This is a genomic window from Mesobacillus sp. S13 (assembly GCF_020422885.1).
Classification (GTDB): Bacteria; Bacillota; Bacilli; order Bacillales; family Cytobacillaceae; genus Mesobacillus; species Mesobacillus selenatarsenatis_A.
Genome location: NZ_CP084622.1, coordinates 2,344,368 through 2,359,698, shown reverse-complemented (window position 1 = coordinate 2,359,698; position 15,331 = coordinate 2,344,368). Strand labels below are relative to the sequence as shown.

General features: G+C 40.6%; 16 protein-coding genes. 3 read left to right on the top strand and 13 right to left on the bottom strand.

What is annotated here, in order from left to right:
* Nucleotides 1-30 precede the first annotated feature (30 nt).
* Genes LGO15_RS12085 through LGO15_RS12075 form a run of 3 tightly spaced genes read right to left on the bottom strand, consistent with a single transcriptional unit; the run spans nt 31 to nt 2,660 of the window.
* Nucleotides 31-588: an NADPH-dependent FMN reductase gene (locus tag LGO15_RS12085; protein ID WP_226087760.1), complete on the bottom strand. Its 558-nt coding sequence runs from the start codon at nt 586-588 to the stop codon at nt 31-33.
* A 32-nt stretch (nt 589-620) separates the two neighbouring features.
* The gene (locus LGO15_RS12080; protein WP_226087759.1) at nt 621-1,157 is read right to left on the bottom strand and encodes an FAD synthetase; all 537 of its coding nucleotides are present in this window, start codon (nt 1,155-1,157) and stop codon (nt 621-623) included.
* Between the two features lie 21 nt (nt 1,158-1,178).
* The gene (locus LGO15_RS12075; protein WP_226087758.1) at nt 1,179-2,660 is read right to left on the bottom strand and encodes a 4-hydroxyphenylacetate 3-hydroxylase family protein; all 1,482 of its coding nucleotides are present in this window, start codon (nt 2,658-2,660) and stop codon (nt 1,179-1,181) included.
* Nucleotides 2,661-2,857: 197 nt separating this feature from the next.
* Between LGO15_RS12075 and LGO15_RS12070 the strand changes: the two genes are divergently transcribed.
* Nucleotides 2,858-3,481: a Crp/Fnr family transcriptional regulator gene (locus tag LGO15_RS12070; RefSeq protein WP_167830659.1), complete on the top strand. Its 624-nt coding sequence runs from the start codon at nt 2,858-2,860 to the stop codon at nt 3,479-3,481.
* On the opposite strand, the gene LGO15_RS12065 is transcribed toward LGO15_RS12070, so the two are convergent.
* From LGO15_RS12065 to LGO15_RS12040, 6 genes are all read right to left on the bottom strand, one after another.
* Nucleotides 3,478-4,101, bottom strand: coding sequence for a Crp/Fnr family transcriptional regulator (locus LGO15_RS12065; RefSeq protein WP_226087757.1), 624 nt, complete (start codon nt 4,099-4,101; stop codon nt 3,478-3,480). The two genes, LGO15_RS12070 and LGO15_RS12065, sit on opposite strands and share 4 nt — an antisense overlap.
* 260 nt (nt 4,102-4,361) lie before the next feature.
* Nucleotides 4,362-4,736 (bottom strand): hypothetical protein, encoded by a 375-nt coding sequence (locus LGO15_RS12060; protein ID WP_226087756.1) that lies wholly within the window; start codon nt 4,734-4,736, stop codon nt 4,362-4,364.
* A 93-nt stretch (nt 4,737-4,829) separates the two neighbouring features.
* Complete coding sequence (locus LGO15_RS12055; RefSeq protein ID WP_226087755.1) at nt 4,830-6,764, bottom strand: ABC transporter permease; 1,935 nt, start codon at nt 6,762-6,764, stop codon at nt 4,830-4,832.
* Complete coding sequence (locus LGO15_RS12050) at nt 6,754-7,518, bottom strand: ABC transporter ATP-binding protein (protein ID WP_226087754.1); 765 nt, start codon at nt 7,516-7,518, stop codon at nt 6,754-6,756. The genes LGO15_RS12055 and LGO15_RS12050 overlap by 11 nt, the downstream gene beginning before the upstream one ends.
* 262 nt (nt 7,519-7,780) lie before the next feature.
* On the bottom strand, nt 7,781-8,776 hold the full coding sequence (locus LGO15_RS12045) for a sensor histidine kinase (RefSeq protein ID WP_226087753.1): 996 nt from the start codon (nt 8,774-8,776) through the stop codon (nt 7,781-7,783).
* Nucleotides 8,769-9,470: a response regulator transcription factor gene (locus tag LGO15_RS12040; protein WP_226087752.1), complete on the bottom strand. Its 702-nt coding sequence runs from the start codon at nt 9,468-9,470 to the stop codon at nt 8,769-8,771. The genes LGO15_RS12045 and LGO15_RS12040 overlap by 8 nt, the downstream gene beginning before the upstream one ends.
* A gap of 277 nt (nt 9,471-9,747) precedes the next feature.
* Here LGO15_RS12040 and LGO15_RS12035 point away from each other — a divergent pair, with 277 nt between their 5' ends.
* Nucleotides 9,748-11,163, top strand: a complete 1,416-nt coding sequence (locus LGO15_RS12035; RefSeq protein ID WP_226087751.1) for a PQQ-dependent sugar dehydrogenase — start codon at nt 9,748-9,750, stop codon at nt 11,161-11,163.
* Nucleotides 11,164-11,301: 138 nt separating this feature from the next.
* Here LGO15_RS12035 and LGO15_RS12030 read toward each other — a convergent pair whose 3' ends face one another.
* Nucleotides 11,302-12,306 (bottom strand): DUF3231 family protein, encoded by a 1,005-nt coding sequence (locus LGO15_RS12030; protein ID WP_226087750.1) that lies wholly within the window; start codon nt 12,304-12,306, stop codon nt 11,302-11,304.
* Nucleotides 12,307-12,560: 254 nt separating this feature from the next.
* Nucleotides 12,561-12,767, bottom strand: coding sequence for a ChaB family protein (locus tag LGO15_RS12025; RefSeq protein ID WP_167830650.1), 207 nt, complete (start codon nt 12,765-12,767; stop codon nt 12,561-12,563).
* Nucleotides 12,768-12,957: 190 nt separating this feature from the next.
* Between LGO15_RS12025 and LGO15_RS12020 the strand changes: the two genes are divergently transcribed.
* Entirely contained in the window at nt 12,958-13,806 is an 849-nt protein-coding gene (locus LGO15_RS12020; RefSeq protein ID WP_167830649.1) for a DUF1206 domain-containing protein, read from the top strand.
* A 256-nt stretch (nt 13,807-14,062) separates the two neighbouring features.
* Here the strand turns inward: LGO15_RS12020 and LGO15_RS12015 are convergent, their stop codons facing one another.
* Together LGO15_RS12015 and LGO15_RS12010 are read right to left on the bottom strand one after the other, a co-directional pair.
* On the bottom strand, nt 14,063-14,530 hold the full coding sequence (locus tag LGO15_RS12015; protein WP_226087749.1) for a hypothetical protein: 468 nt from the start codon (nt 14,528-14,530) through the stop codon (nt 14,063-14,065).
* 305 nt (nt 14,531-14,835) lie between these two features.
* Nucleotides 14,836-15,318 (bottom strand): hypothetical protein, encoded by a 483-nt coding sequence (locus tag LGO15_RS12010; RefSeq protein WP_226087748.1) that lies wholly within the window; start codon nt 15,316-15,318, stop codon nt 14,836-14,838.
* Nucleotides 15,319-15,331: the final 13 nt, after the last annotated feature.

Sequence of the window (15,331 nt, the reverse complement as noted above, 5' to 3'; positions counted from 1 at the left end):
TCTCCCTTCAATTCTTGTAAAATAGTAAACCTACTCCGTAACCTTCGCAGCGCTGCCCTTCAATGACTTTTGCATATGAACGATTTCATCCGCTAAACCTGAAATCCGTTTCAGCAAATCTTCATCGATGATTTCATTTTCAGAGTTAAAATGATCGTAATTGGCGTACACATAGCTTGGTGCAACAAACGCCCGGAAGTAACCTGCAATCGGCTTCAACTGATTTTCAATGACCAGGAAATGCTGGTACGTTCCACCATTGGCGACAAATCCCATCACTTTATTCCGGAAGGCATCAGGGTGAATGAGGTCAAATAAATTTTTTAAAACTCCAGGGATGGATCCCTGAAAAATGGGTGTTCCGATTAAGTAAAAATCGGCAGATGAGACTTTTTCAATCACTGCTCTCGTGTCCGCTGAATATTTCTCTGGCGGACGTCCGTCACAAAACTCCACATCGTAATCCATCATATCGAGCATTTCCACCTCGATGTCCGGGTATTTCTTTTTCACATCATCAAGTACTTTACGGACAACGATGCCTGTTTTTGCTCCGATGATCGTGCCTGAAATCCCTAGCAGCTTCATACTGCTCCCTCCTATTCTCGTAAAATAGTACTTTATTTTCCTGCTGGCCAACCGAGCAACGCATTTGAGAGATGAATTTCACCTTCAGAAATCAACTGGCGGATCCTCGATGAAGAAATCACGCCTCCCTGAGAGCAACAGACTGGTTTAGTAACAGAGACCTTAAAATATTTTTTAAGGAGAGAAACATCTCCAAGCCGGTCCTTGCCGAAGCGAAAATCTCCTCCAACCATGATTTCAGCCGGATTCAGTTTCGCCAGGCAGTCAATGAATTCGTAAGCACTGCGACTGGCATATACCTCATCAAATCTGTGTACAACCGCATGCTTTGCTCCTAATTTAGCGATTTTCGCCAGCTTCTCGTCCACTGTGGTCAGCATCCTTGCTCCTTGAAAAAACACCCGCGGTGGAGGATCAAATGTAAACACCACACTCGGAACCTTCAGTTTCCTGCCTCGTTGGACAGCCTGCCGGATTACTGACTGATGACCACGATGGACACCGTCAAAGGCTCCTATCGCTACAATTGATTGAGGCAATTCCAACGAAGAATAAATATGTGTTTCCATCTGTCCTTCTCCTCCTGCAGGCTAGTTTGTAAGCGCTTCCTTGTTATCCAGCTGTGCGCCCTTCAACGCTTCATCAACCATCGTAAGTGGTGTTTGGCGCTTATAGTTGTTATAGAAAATACCGCGTTTACGGATCGGGTCTCCTGTGTAATAGCGTTCATACTGCAACAGACGCTGTCCGAATGCCTCGCCGCACAGGTCCCAAGCAAGTTTGAAAATGCTGACGCGTTCCAAAGAAGAAATTCCTTCCCTGCCAACATAATAATTATCAATCGAACCTCTTAATTCATCACTTTCAAAATCTGCGCCTGTTGGTGACATCAGCAAGCCGCCCGCTCCAACAATCTGGATGACCTCAATTGCCCGAGGATACATTTTCGGCAGCAATCCGCGAATGGTCTCAAGTGGAACATATGCTGGCATCGCTTCTCCATGCTCGGTCATTGTGTGCTCGTATTCAGCAACCTTCAACAGTGCACGGATCGATTCAAGTGATTGTGCGAGTTCACCAAGCTGATCCTGTACGTTCAGGTATCCGTCGACACCGATTGTATCGGCAACCTTCATCGCCACCTGTGTCGCAAACTCTAATTTCACAAGACCACGCACTCCGGATTGGTGTGCTGGCTGTTGTCCTGCACCTGTCATTGGGTAAAGCTTGTTGGCTGCCTCCACATTGTTATACAGGAAGACGCGGTCCCAAGGTACGACCACATCGTCAAACACAAGCAATGCATCCATTTCTTCAAATCTTGAAGCAAGCGGATGATCGAAGAATGAGCGCTGTCCATCCTGCATCGGCTCTCGGCAGATGATGCGTAGTCCTGGTGTGTCAATCGGAATCGCAAATGCCAGTGCGTACTTTTCATCACCAGGCGCGAATCCTGGGAAAGAATAAATGATTACCTCATCTGTGACAGGTGCCAGCGTTGCCAGCATCTTCGCTCCCCTGACAACCAAGCCATCTGGAGTTTCCTTCACGGCACCAAGATGTGTGTACGTATCCTTTTGCTCATGTGAATTCTTGCTGCGGTCATTTTGCGGGTTGATGATCGCGTGAGTTAAGAAGATATCATTGTCACGCATGTATTTATAATAGTTGCGGACATTCTCTGCCCAGTTTTTATTGTATTTTTCAAAGAACCAAGAATTATAGTACATCGACGTCACAACGACGTTCAAGAAATCCGGAGTCCTGCCCATAAGCCCGAATGTTGCCTTTGCAAATGCCTCGAAAACATTGCGGCGCTTGACTAAATCTTCATAACTTTTCGGTACGAGGAATGCATTATTCACTCGCTCACCGGTTTCCTCACAAACATGAGTGATCTTATCCTGGAATTCAGGATCATGCTGCATATCATACAGCTTTGCAATTTCAAGAATCGGTTGCTTGAACACCGGTTCCTCAAATAAATTGTCGACCTTCTTTCCAGAAAGCCACACCTCAGGCTTACGTGCTTTAACCGCTTCAATATATTGAGCTCCAGTCCTAATTCCCATATTCACCCTCCTGAAAAATTAATTGAAAATTCATAATGAATTGTAATACTAATTTTTGAACCTAACTGTAGCCTATTTAACGTTTTTCCAGATTTAGTTTTCATAAAAATCTAAATTGTCTAATAAATTATGGTTTTTTTTCACGGTTTCCCCTATGATAATGGTAGATATCAGCATCACCTAAGGGAGGTTATGGTATGGTTACGGTTTATGAAGAAGTTTTTCATTGGGAGAGTTATCTGAAATATGGTACTCGAAAGTTTTTCAGGAAAAAGGAATGCATCTACAAACAAGGAGATTATGGAGAAGGGTTTTATTACCTGCACAAGGGCCTTGTACGAATCGTAACAGAATCAGCTGCAGGAAAAGAAAATATGCTGAACATTGTCATACCGAATCAGCTATTAGGTGTCCAATCACTCGACCAAAAAACACATTTTACCTCTGCCATCGCAGTTAAAGACTCTGTTGTTTATCACTTCTCAGCAGACGAGTTTCGCAAACTGATGATTATCCACCCAGAACTCTTCAAACTTTTTTCCAAAAGCGTCATTCATAAAATGAAAATCCTCTTAGATCGGATTAATTTGAATGCGCTTACATCCGAACAAAAACTAGCCGTTTTACTTCACAACATTTGCGATGAATTTAAAAATTATGAGATTCCTATATCCCAGCAAGACCTTGCTTGCTGCACAGGACTGACAAGAATCACCGTTTACAAGGTGCTCAAACAATGGCAGGAAGCTGGAATCATTGAGATTGATAAGAGAAAATATTTCATAAAAAAACCAGATTTCCTTAGAAACCTGGTTGGTTAATCCACATGGTGATTACTGGCGATACCCCTTATTTTATCAAAGTCAATGATGATTATTTCTCGCTTCTTAAGCTCTATGTATCCGTTCTGCTTCCATTTTTGAATAATCTTGTTCACGGTTATACGGGACGTGCCAATGTATTTAGAAAACGCCGTCTGGTTCATCGAGGCATTCCCGTTCTCCTGAACAAGCTTGAGCAAATAGAACGCCATTTGCTGCTCTACCGGACTATCCAGATGAGCAATGATTTCCGCAAGTGTCCTGAATTTATAAATCAACGAATCTGTATAAATTCCCGCCGCCTCTGGATGGTTCTTGCATATTGTCGCAATGACATCATCAGAAAAATAATAAACCGTCGACCGGCAAGTCGTCGTACCGCTCGTCAAATAAGGCTCCCCATGAACCCCATGTTCACCAAACAACATACCAGGCGGAACCATGTTGATGATCCGCTCATCTCCTTTATCAGAAAGAAGCGTGACCTTGATTTCACCCTTTTTCAAATAATAGATTCCTCTGCCAGCCTCCCCCTGCAGATAGACGACCTTGTTCTTCTCAAACTCAAACAGCTGCCCATACGACAAATACGGTTCCCATTGATAACGAAGAACTTGCATTTCAGCACCTTCCCCTAATCGGTGACTTTTCTAATAATTATGATAATTATACCACTTTGAAGAAGTGAAGCGGGAAAAAATAAAAGGAGCTCAATGGAGTATTGGGAAGATGATTGATAGAAGGGTCAAGTAATATTGAGCAAAAGATGATCATGTTGCGGAAGAATTTCCTAGAGAGGCCACAGAGGGAATTAGCGGTAGTGACAAACTGGCCAAGCTTGCTCTCGACTGGTAAGCTTGGCAGCAAAAAGAAGGATAGATTACGATTCCGAAGTTCTTTTCATAACCTCAAGTTCTCTCTCATTTCGCACTGCCTTTTCCCAGATGAAGTCCTGATCTTTTTCTAATCTTTTCATTTGATTTAGTATTTCTTGGTGCCTTAATTCATTTTTTGTTTCCATCTTGTCCATCTTTGTTTCCATTTGATCCATTTTTGTTTCCATCTTGTCCATTCTCAACTCAATAGATTCAAACTTTTGTCCATGTTCCTTTTGAACAGTTTGCATTTCCTTCATGTCCATTTGCATTCCATCCATACTTTTCTGCATATTACTCATACTGTTATGCAGGTTACCGACCATGGTAATCAGCTGCGACATCATTCCTTCTAATCGTTCAAGTCTTTCCTCTGTCATTTTTCTCACCTCCTTTTCCACATTATAAAATAAATCTGTCGATTAGGGTAGAAAAATAAACCGCCTTCCTCTTAAGAAAGCGGCTCTTTTGTGCTAATGTATCAACTGCGTCAACATTTTTTTCCTTGCATAAAAGAAGGATCCCACCTGGATGATCACATAAATTCCGCCAATTTGCAGGAAGTGCATCAAAATATCAGGATTTTGCATGATTCCTCCGACATCTGTTGACAAGATAGCCAGGTACAAAAAGGCCAGCGTCGTTCCTAAAATAGTTGGCACGAAAAAGATCGTCCCTAATTCCCTTGTTACGTTTTGCTTAATCTCATCTGTTGACATCCCAATTTTATTTAGTTTCCGATACTTCAATTTCTCATTATCCATTTCTGAAAATAAATTCAGATATAACAATACAAAGGTGCCAAAAAAGAACATGATGCTTAAGAATGTGGTCACGTAGAACATCATTCCGTTGGTGGTTTTGTTTGTTTGATAGTCCCCGATTTTAGAAGCAACGCGAAAAAGATTTTCTTCGGCAGTATAAGGCATATCAGGGTAATCAATTGGAGGTGTTGCTCGATTCCCGGTCTGAAATTGATCTTTTAATTGTTCAACTGCCTTTTCGCTCTCTTTCCAGTCAGCTACCTTCAACAAGTGTAGCTTTAATTCGTACCCATCAACCGTTTGTCTTAAATCCTCCAAAACTTCAGTATTCACTACCATGAACTCATAGGCTTTGGGCAGCAGATTGATATTTCTTTCAATCACCGTATCCTTCATGATAAAAGTTTTCTCTTTGCCCTGAATGGAAAGCTTAATCGATTCAGCAAAATCAGTATGAGCATACTCAGGGTCAGAATTTAAATAGAACAAAAATTCATTCTTCCCCAACTTCGGCCGTTGTGAAGTCAATTTTTGATAGTCATCAAGTGCCATAATGGAATAGGTTTGATATCCATCCACATAAACCAGTGTTTCAAAGTAATTGAAAATCGGAATCTCTAAATGGTCTTTCAGCTCAAAGGTCTCTTCAATTTCAGTATCGGAAATAGTATTCTTCGTCTCTGTCTGAAAAAAAGCGATATCATACGGATTATTCTCTACCGCATCCTTTTCCGATGCCTTGTAAAACGTCATTAATAACGTGCTATAGAAAATGGTGATCATGATCATAACAGTCACAAGCATGATGATCGATGTTAACTGCTTGAACTTGTAATCCAGGCTGCTCATGAACAGTAATCTGCGATAATAGAAGCCTGGAAACTTTTTAGCAAGGCTGATCAAGAAACTGGCAGACTGGTTGAGTGAAATATACAGGCCCAAAAACATCGCCAATGTCCAAAGAGGCAAAAAAGAGCCAGATGAGTCCTCATAAGTTATATACAGAATCAGCAGTGAACCTGACATCAATAGCAGACCGAAGCCGCCAATCAACGGACTTCTCATTTTCAATGTCTCCGCAAACCTGTTGCTTTTCATGCTTAAGACTAGGCTGCTTCTTAGCGTCTGGAACAGTGATTTAACGACTGCCAGCAAAAATACAGCTAGAAAGGCACCTATTGTGAACAAAAACATTTTCCAAGAGAAATGAAATGGAACTCCCTTCAATTCGATCAAATTCATTAGTATCATGAAAAATAGTCGGGAGAATACGGCTCCACCCAGAATGCCTGAGAGAATGGACAGTATGGCAATCACACCATTTTCCAACACCAGCAACTTAGCAATGTCTCTTTTTGACATGCCAAGAGTCATGAACAAGCCAAACTCACTTCTTCTCTGTTTGATAAAAACACTGTGGGCATAACTGATGAAGAAAACAGTAAAGATGATCAGTGCAGCACCAGGTATCGAAAGTGCATCCTGAAGACTCTCCAACTTCTTCCCTTGCTCAACCCTGCTGTTAAAATAAAGTGTCGAAAACATAAAGAAGAACATCACCGCAAAGCTATTGCAAAGGTAATAAAAGATATACTTTTTATAATTCACCTTGGCCATCTTCCAGACAATTTGGTTAAATGTCATAGGTTCTTCCTCCAAGAACGGCTAAGTTATCCATGATGCGGTCCAGGAACTCCTTCCTGTCTCCTTTTTTCACGATACTCGAATGAATCTTTCCGTCTTTGATAAAAACAACTTTTTGACAATAACTTGCTGCGAAAACATCATGAGTGACAAGGAGGACTGTCGTCTTTAATTCTTGGACGATCTTTTCAAAGCACTCCATGATTATGGCGGAAGCTTTAGAATCAAGATTCCCGGTTGGTTCATCAGCGAATATGATGGCAGGATCATTTACCAGCGCCCGGCTGACTGCGGTCCGCTGCTGCTGGCCGCCAGATATGTTGTAAGGGTACTTATCCAGGGTAGCCTGGATTTCGAAAAGTTGAGCAAGTTCCTGTACTTTTGTTTCCGTTTCGCTTGCCGGCTTCTTTTCAAGGACCATTGGCAGCATGATATTTTCCTTCACTGTCAAGCTGTCCAATAGGTTGAATTCCTGAAATACAAACCCAAGTCTACGGCGCCGGAACAAAGCAAGTTCATTACCTGACATCTCGCTTATGCCCTGACTTGCAATCGATACTTCCCCAGATGTAGGCTGATCAATGCCGCTAAGAATGTTCAGCAAGGTAGTCTTCCCGCTGCCAGAAGGACCCATTATCGCAACAAACTCCCCTTCTTTAACCGAAAGGCTGACACCATCCAAAGCAGTCGTCGATCCATCTCCGCTCGATCCCCCATACACCTTCACTATGTTATTTGCTTCTAAAATAGCCATTCTTGATCCCCTCCAAATTTGCTTTTAGAAGTTGCACCGCGTTCCGTCATTTCATTAGCACTTTTATACGGTCAAGCACATGGTCAGACCTTAACATTTCCCATTTTTCAGTCTGAAGTCTCGCATTGGGTTTTGAACACCTTATGTGTTCTTGTTAATTTATGGCAACCGGTTACCGCAGCCTTCTGATCATATCCTAATCTGTTCGTGATCAGACAGCCATCGATGACGCTAAAAAATACCTTACACTTTTGTAAGGTATTCAATCATTTTTACCTGCCAGCCACTTGATTCGGACTGTTGTTCCTTTCCCTAACTCGGATTGGATTTCAATCGCAGCTCCAAGTTTGTCAGCAATTTTTTTACTGAGATACAATCCTATCCCAGTTGAGTTTGGATATTTGCGTCCATTTTCACCTGTGAAAAATGGCTGGAACACTCGCTCAAGATCATAATCTGGCATTCCGACTCCTTGATCTACAATTGCTAAACAAATGTGCTCGGCTTTTCTCTCAATCTGAAAAACCAGCTTTTTGTTCCCGTCCTTTTCTCCAGAGTACTTAATGGCATTGGAGATAATCTGATCAATTAAAATCTCATTCCATTTGGAATCAGTAATAATGATTGCCTGCTCTTCCTCAAACTCAATGGAAGGGAAAATAGATTGATAAATCCACTCTCTTTTTCGTGAGTTTATTAGCTTCCTCAATGTGGAGAGTAAGTCAACAGCCTTAAGTTCAAAGTCATTTTCAAAGCTGTCCATCCTGATCATCGTCAGACCCTGCTCTATGGAAAAATGCAGCCGTTTGTTTTCCAGTTGAATTTTTTCGAGCGCCTCTGTTTTTTCTTCTTTGTTGATGATCAACTCGATCACCGAAACAGGCGTCTTTAAATGGTGCATCCAGTGAGACAGAAAATAGAGTCTCTCTTTATTTTGCTCTTTCAATTCTGTGTATTTTTGGGACTGTTCACCAACTGTCTTAGACAATAATTCCTTAAAGCCTTTCTGTTCCTCCGTGTAAGCTTCGAGATGGGCGTCTTGGTTTCTTAACTGTCGTGCAACCCCCGAGTTCGCTGGGTAATACCGCAGCCAGTCGATCACTAAATAGACCAGCAGCAAAAACATCCCGATTGATATCGGGTAGAAAAATTCCGTATTCGCCGGTACATTAAGGTAGAAAAATAGCAGGATACTGGCCAAATTCAATATGTATAAAATGATCAGCAGCAGACGGTCCTTTAAGAAGGCTTTAAGCATGTCGATCACCGGAAGGATACTGGAGTATATACCCTACTCCTCTCTTGCTTTTAATTAAATCCTTCAGACCCAGCTCAGACAGAATTTGTTTAATTCTCGTCATATTGACTGTTAGTGTATTGTCATCAACAAATGTAATCGAATCCCATACTTCTTCAATTAGCTCTTCTCTTGAAACATACGAATGGTTCTTTTCCATCAATTTTTTCAACAGTTTAAACACGTTTTTGGAAAGCTCGACCTTCTTTCCCATATACTCGAGACTCATTGTTTTTTCGTCCAGGCATAATGAACCGACACATATTTTTTTGTCATCCTTCATGGCATATTCCCCGTATACTCGTCGCAATGTTGCTTTGACTTTAGACTGAAGTATTTCAAATGTGAATGGCTTCGTGATAAAATCATCAGCCCCCAGTTCAATTGCCATGATTTGGTCCATTTCCTGGCTTCTCGCGGATATCATCAGAATCGGAACGGTGGATTTCTTGCGGAAACTTCTGCATAAATAATAGCCATCATAATATGGCAGGTTTATATCCAGCAAGACAAGATCCGGATGGACCTTTAAGAACTCTTCTTCTATATTGGAAAAATGCTCTGGCAAAATTACCTCGTATCCATAGCGCTCCAAATTTTCCTTAATCAGACCACAAAGCTCGTGGTCATCTTCAATTAACATAACTTTGTACATTTTCAGAACTCCTCTTTATCTAACACTCTCTTTCCATAGTATAAATTTATATCAGGATAAAATCAGCAGAATTTTCCATGAAGGATAAAAGTCATTGCCCATGTCTGTGAACTTATTAAATTTTTTCAATGTTTGTTGTTTTTTTATTCTGCAGTATAGCTATGCAATGGCTAATCATTCAATAACGGTTTGGTTATGTCTTTATCTTATGTAGTACTAATAGAAAGTCCTATTCATATCCTTATAAAAACATTTAACAAGGTGGGGAGACAAAAAGATGAGGAAAGTTAAGGTTACACTACGGCCGATTGTGAGCAGGATCAATTTGCCTACCGTGATAAAATCAGCCATTCTTCCGGGTGACTCAATTGATAGCTTATTTATTGCTACACAGCCAGGGGAAATATTTTATGTAAGGAACGGAGTGATAAAGAAATTTTTAGACATTCGCCAGCGTGTCATTGAACTAGGTGTTTTAAGCGGAGGATATGATGAACGCGGACTGCTAGGGATGGCGTTTCATCCCGAGTTTTTTACCAATGGCCTATTCTACCTTCATTATTCAGTAGCGGGAACCCAAGGTCCAGGTGCTCGTTCTGGCTCATATCGGCCGGATCCTTGTGACCTGGAAAGTTTAAGTCTTAAGTGGGAAAATAGAGAAACAGAATACGACCATATAGATGCAGTAGAAGAATGGACGCTTAGGTCGAATGGCCAGCCTCAAAGACGCCGCACGCTGCTTAACTTAAGAAGGCCTTTTTCCAATCATAATGGTGTCAACAGCTTGAATTTTTCTCCTGAAACAGGAAGACTCGTTTTAACAACTGGTGATGGCGGATCAGGTTATGATCCATTTAATTTAAGCCAGGATGATATGGAGATAGCCGGTAAGATAATTGAAATGGATATAAGGAGGAATTCACTTAATCCTAATCCACCCGCAGCTTCCCGTTTCGATGAACTCCCACCTTCAATACAGGAAAGTTTAACAGTTATTGCAAAAGGAGTCCGCAATATTCCAGGTATCGCTTATCAAAGGTTTTACAACCAGTACATCAAGTATGCTGGAAATGTCGGTCAAGATTTTGCGGAGTCGATTTTCTCTTTCATAAATTACCTGCCTGTACCGGTGAGTCAGCTGACTCAAACTGCCGGGGAGACAATCGAAGCAGAGAAGAAAGGATTTATTAATTTAGGCTGGCGAGCCTGGGAAGGTGCTTTCCCTACTCCAATAATCAGCACCTGTTCGGAAAATCAGAGTCAGAATCAGAAAACAATCGCGTTTTATGAAGAAGCAGTTCATACTTCAGTCACTCGTCTGCAGCCCTTAACAGAATATTACCACCAAGAACCGCGATCAAATAAGTATGGTGGGACTGCCCTTACTGGTGTTCAACCATATATGGGGAACCAAATCCCTGAGTTATCAGGAAGCGTAGTGTTCACCGATCTATCCCGGGCAAAAACGAATGAACAACCCGATCAAGGGTTCCTAGCTTATACCAAATTCAGGACAGATGGGCACCCGAATGATTTTACAATCATCGAAACAGAATATGACTTTGGCTCTCAATCTGCATATTATGTTAGTTTAGGAACAAATCATAATCAAACCAGGTTGTTTTTAGGAGTCTACGGTTCAATGAAAGTGACAGACTATAACATGGGAACTGTGTTTGAAATTGTACTATGATTTATTTTTAACATGGCGATCCGATAAATGTTATAAACTTCCCTCCTAATAAATCAATTGCCTTAATAAAAACAAACTAACTGTATTCTTAACTGATATTAGTGTTAGGGACTTATCGTAAATGCAGCTCGCTCAAACTTACCGTTGTTTTCTGATTTCTTCTCTATCAATAGACTGAGGAGGCTTTTCAAACCAGCCATGATCAATTAAGTATCTCGCACCCTCTTCTGCAAATGAACCTAACCGGAGGATATAACCTTCATAAAGAACGGTCAAATCTTTCCTCAGTGATGCGGAAATAGCAAGCCCAAAATCACCTAAACCTATTGCGCTTTGTGCATTCGTATGAAACAACATCAATTTATCAGAAAATGGGGGTTCTGTGCTTTTCGTGATTGTAGAATCCCATGTTGAGGGATAAGAATTATCATCTTCTTTTAGTTTTACTATTAAATCTTCAACTAGACTTTTACCTAAATTATAACCTTTCTTAAAATAGTCACTGATAGTTTTGGACCTGGCAACCTGGCTGAACCCCAAAAGTAGTGTTTTGGAAACATTGGCGACTTCGATATTAATACCTAGATGTGCAACCTCTAACGCGAGGAGCGGTCGGCGTTGACCAATCAGGCCACCGAGGAATTTTCTGTCTGTAATATAGTCGACTCTATCCGGATAGTCAATGTAAGGAGAACGGATGAAAACACCTTTTTCCTGCATCAGCTCTGTATTTCGGTCGTATAACTCCTCTGCTTGATCTAAAAACTCCTTGAATAAAGATCGGATATCTTTGCGAGCAGAAATTGACTTAGCCAGGCTAAAAGTGTTCAGGCCTGTTCTTGCCATATGATGAAGGTAACGCATGTAAGTTACATCTGAAAATAGCTTTCTTGCTTCTAAATTTACATCTTGATCTCCAAATCCATCTGGCAAAGGAATACCCTCTTTTTGAAATAAATCAGATATTTTATCCACATGGTCGGTAGAATAGCTAAGAGCAAGCTCAATAATAGGTTTTACGTCCTGATCTTCACATGTTTGGAAAAAATGCTTTAAGACACAAATGGACATAGTATCACTTATATATGCACTCCACAGCATTGAAATTTCAGCTGATGTAATTTTAGGTAAGTGTTCGACCATATAAATTCAACCCCATCATATTTTTTCGTTATTGGATATTATTTGCCAAAATTAGTGCAAAATACTAATAAACCTCACTTTCTAATCATTTTCTCAAAACATACAAAAGAGCGTTCATCCAAAAGGATGAACGCTCGGTTTGTAAAGGAAGCAAAATATCGTTTTTTACTCAATACAAGGTACTTATAGTAAAGTGATGGTTATCGCTAGTTCCTCTTTCAAAAAAAGGCTTTCAACAGCAGCGAATACATAAATCAATCTTCTTCTTTTCTTACCCATTCATCATCTTCATTCTTTTCATACTCATTCTTCACGGCGCTCCACGCGACTTTAAAGGCAGTTTCTTCTTCATCGTATTGCTCTGATGCTGAATTGAAAGCCTCTTTGAAAATTTCCTGGGCATGGTGTGGCAGATTATCCTTTACTGCATCTGGCAGGTCTTTTAAAGAATTATAAGGCATCTTAATAACCTCCTTTTTCGTTAAAATCTATCTTTTACTTTTCCCGCAATGGAGAGCGTTAAAACCATCCTAATCGGTCAGGAACACTATAATGATCTGAATAAACTGAATGGATACGTCCACTGGTTTCCTTTTCAGGTAAAAGGGGAACATCTTATGTAAAGAGAATCAAAGAGGATGTGTACAAACCATGAATTCGCAATCAACAATAGAAGTCAGAAATAAGTTGAAGGAAGTAAAACCGTGGGTACGGCGGTTTGCTCGGTTTGGCTACATTGCCAAAGGTCTTGTTTACGGTATGGTTGGAGTGCTCGCTGCCTTGGCTGCATTCGGACCCAGGGGTGATACGACTGGAACCTCCGGAGCTCTTCAATCACTCGCTGCAATGCCATTCGGTGAAGTTGCCTTATGGTTCATCGGAATTGGCTTAATTGGTTACATTCTGTGGGACTTTATTAAAGCGATTAAGGATCCTGAAAATGAAGGGACAGATGCCAAGGGATTGATCAAAAGAACCGGCTATTTCATCAGCGGGCTGATTTACAGTAATTTAGCTTTCGGGGCGATTAAATTAGCCAGCAACACTGGTTCTGCTGGTGGTAAAAATTCAGAGAAAACGATCTCCGCTAAGTTAATGGAGCAGCCATTCGGAGTTTGGCTGGTCGGGATCGTTGGCGCAATCATTATCGGATACGGTGCTTATGAACTTTATAAGGGTGCAAAAGAAAAATTCATGAGCAAATTCAAGACGTACGAAATGAATGATAAGGAACGCAAAACCGCCCGCCTTTCCGGTAAAATCGGGCTGATCTCCAGGGGCATCGTTTTAAGTATGGTAGGATTTTTCTTTATTCGAACCGCATACACAAACAACCCGAATGAATCAAAAGGGTTGGGCGGTGCACTATCAGAACTCGCAAACCAACCATTCGGACAATTTTTATTAGCGATTGTGGCAACGGGCCTGGTCTTATACGGAATCTACCAAATTATCAAAGGTCGCTACCAACATATGAATTTTGGTTACAAGGGTAAATAAATAGATACGAAATAAAAGCTAGTACGGATACGAAACGCCGTATTAGCTTTTTCTGTGATAAGCCGGAGTGATAGAAATAGCATATATAAAAAAAGGTGTTGCCGTTATTTATACCAAAACCAGTGCTTGATTGCAAAACGAAAGCGTCCGGAATCATAATGATGAAATGAGTGCAGTCAACAATCAGACCTCCTGTTTCATCTCAAAAAAAAAGCCGCCTGTTTGGCAGCCTTATATTTAATGTTGTGAGAATCACTTATCTTCCATCATATTTCAACTTAATTTTTTCCTCTTTACCATTCCACTTAATGATTACTTCAAATGTAGTATCCTGATTATCCAAGGGTCTATAATCAGAACCCTTCGGAATATGGGAAGTACCTTCGCTGGAACTTGATGAAGTGAAGACTTCATTGACATCAATCGGTTCCCCTTCTAATACTTCTCGAACTGAGCTGCCATAATCATATGAGTATTCCACAGTACGCCCTAAATCTGGTTCATTGCCAATATACTTTAGTTTTAAACTCTCATCCCGTTTATAGTTCATTTCATAATGGTTTTCGAATTTCTCATGATCTCGGTATTCTACCTTCCCCTTTTGAATCAACTCAACAGACCAGTGTTCACTCTTACCTTTAAACGACTGATAGTAATCCCTTGTAGTCGTGCAGCCAGTCGAGACAAATATAAAAATGAATATCAGTAAAGCTAACCGTTTCATCCAATGCCTCCTTTCTAAATCCTTCCCATTCAGCCTCTTACAATCTCGATTATCTTCTTTGTGGTAATGATGGATGCAGGAAAGAGGATTACAATGGAAAAGCCAATTTGTAAAATGAATATCAGGAGCCCATAAGGTACAAACATCATTTCAATATATCTAAAGAAATAATCAAATATGAATATATAACCCAAGAAAAATATCACAGTTAATAATAAATAGACAAAATTCTTTCCCAAAGCTGCCCTCCTCTTTATGAAAAGTACTTGATAGCAAAATGTCGCCTTTAATAAGCACCGAAAATCTTAATCCCCATATTTCTCATTCCATTGTTTATTCCATTCTGCATAGTCGCCGTTTATTACCTCTTCAGCAGTTTTGCCATCGAGTGAATAAGGTGAGCCAGCGATCCCATTCCCAACTGGGAAGGATATTCCGCCAATTATTTCTCCTTCAAACATGAAAACACTGACTGATACCTTATAGGAAAAACTTTTCTGTGGGCCGTATATTTTACTTAGAGGGTGATGCTTTACAATGAATCTCTCTTGTGTGATTTCCTTTCCAATATAGGCATCCGGCTCAACTGTTTGCACGGCCCAAACAAAAATGTCCGGCTTATGAATTAATTGTTCTCTTTCTATAATATGAGAAAATCTACCTTCGTAAGACTTAACCGAATAGCCTTGTTCCTTTAAATACTCTTTTGCTAACTGAGCATCTTCATCTAACCTTGGTCCACAGGCTGAAAGAAATAAGACTACAAAGAGAATGACTAGTTTTTTCATGTGAATCCCCCGA

Bases quoted from the DNA above. Each gene is read 5' to 3' on its own strand.
- LGO15_RS12085 (WP_226087760.1), bottom strand. From the start codon at position 588: ATGAAGCTGCTAGGGATTTCAGGCACGATCATCGGAGCAAAAACAGGC.
- LGO15_RS12050 (WP_226087754.1), bottom strand. From the start codon at position 7,518: ATGGCTATTTTAGAAGCAAATAACATAGTGAAGGTGTATGGGGGATCG.
- LGO15_RS12080 (WP_226087759.1), bottom strand. From the start codon at position 1,157: ATGGAAACACATATTTATTCTTCGTTGGAATTGCCTCAATCAATTGTA.
- LGO15_RS12055 (WP_226087755.1), bottom strand. From the start codon at position 6,764: ATGACATTTAACCAAATTGTCTGGAAGATGGCCAAGGTGAATTATAAA.
- LGO15_RS12045 (WP_226087753.1), bottom strand. From the start codon at position 8,776: ATGCTTAAAGCCTTCTTAAAGGACCGTCTGCTGCTGATCATTTTATAC.
- LGO15_RS12015 (WP_226087749.1), bottom strand. From the start codon at position 14,530: ATGAAACGGTTAGCTTTACTGATATTCATTTTTATATTTGTCTCGACT.
- LGO15_RS12075 (WP_226087758.1), bottom strand. From the start codon at position 2,660: ATGGGAATTAGGACTGGAGCTCAATATATTGAAGCGGTTAAAGCACGT.
- LGO15_RS12035 (WP_226087751.1), top strand. From the start codon at position 9,748: ATGAGGAAAGTTAAGGTTACACTACGGCCGATTGTGAGCAGGATCAAT.
- LGO15_RS12065 (WP_226087757.1), bottom strand. From the start codon at position 4,101: ATGCAAGTTCTTCGTTATCAATGGGAACCGTATTTGTCGTATGGGCAG.
- LGO15_RS12070 (WP_167830659.1), top strand. From the start codon at position 2,858: ATGGTTACGGTTTATGAAGAAGTTTTTCATTGGGAGAGTTATCTGAAA.
- LGO15_RS12025 (WP_167830650.1), bottom strand. From the start codon at position 12,767: ATGCCTTATAATTCTTTAAAAGACCTGCCAGATGCAGTAAAGGATAAT.
- LGO15_RS12030 (WP_226087750.1), bottom strand. From the start codon at position 12,306: ATGGTCGAACACTTACCTAAAATTACATCAGCTGAAATTTCAATGCTG.
- LGO15_RS12020 (WP_167830649.1), top strand. From the start codon at position 12,958: ATGAATTCGCAATCAACAATAGAAGTCAGAAATAAGTTGAAGGAAGTA.
- LGO15_RS12060 (WP_226087756.1), bottom strand. From the start codon at position 4,736: ATGACAGAGGAAAGACTTGAACGATTAGAAGGAATGATGTCGCAGCTG.
- LGO15_RS12040 (WP_226087752.1), bottom strand. From the start codon at position 9,470: ATGTACAAAGTTATGTTAATTGAAGATGACCACGAGCTTTGTGGTCTG.
- LGO15_RS12010 (WP_226087748.1), bottom strand. From the start codon at position 15,318: ATGAAAAAACTAGTCATTCTCTTTGTAGTCTTATTTCTTTCAGCCTGT.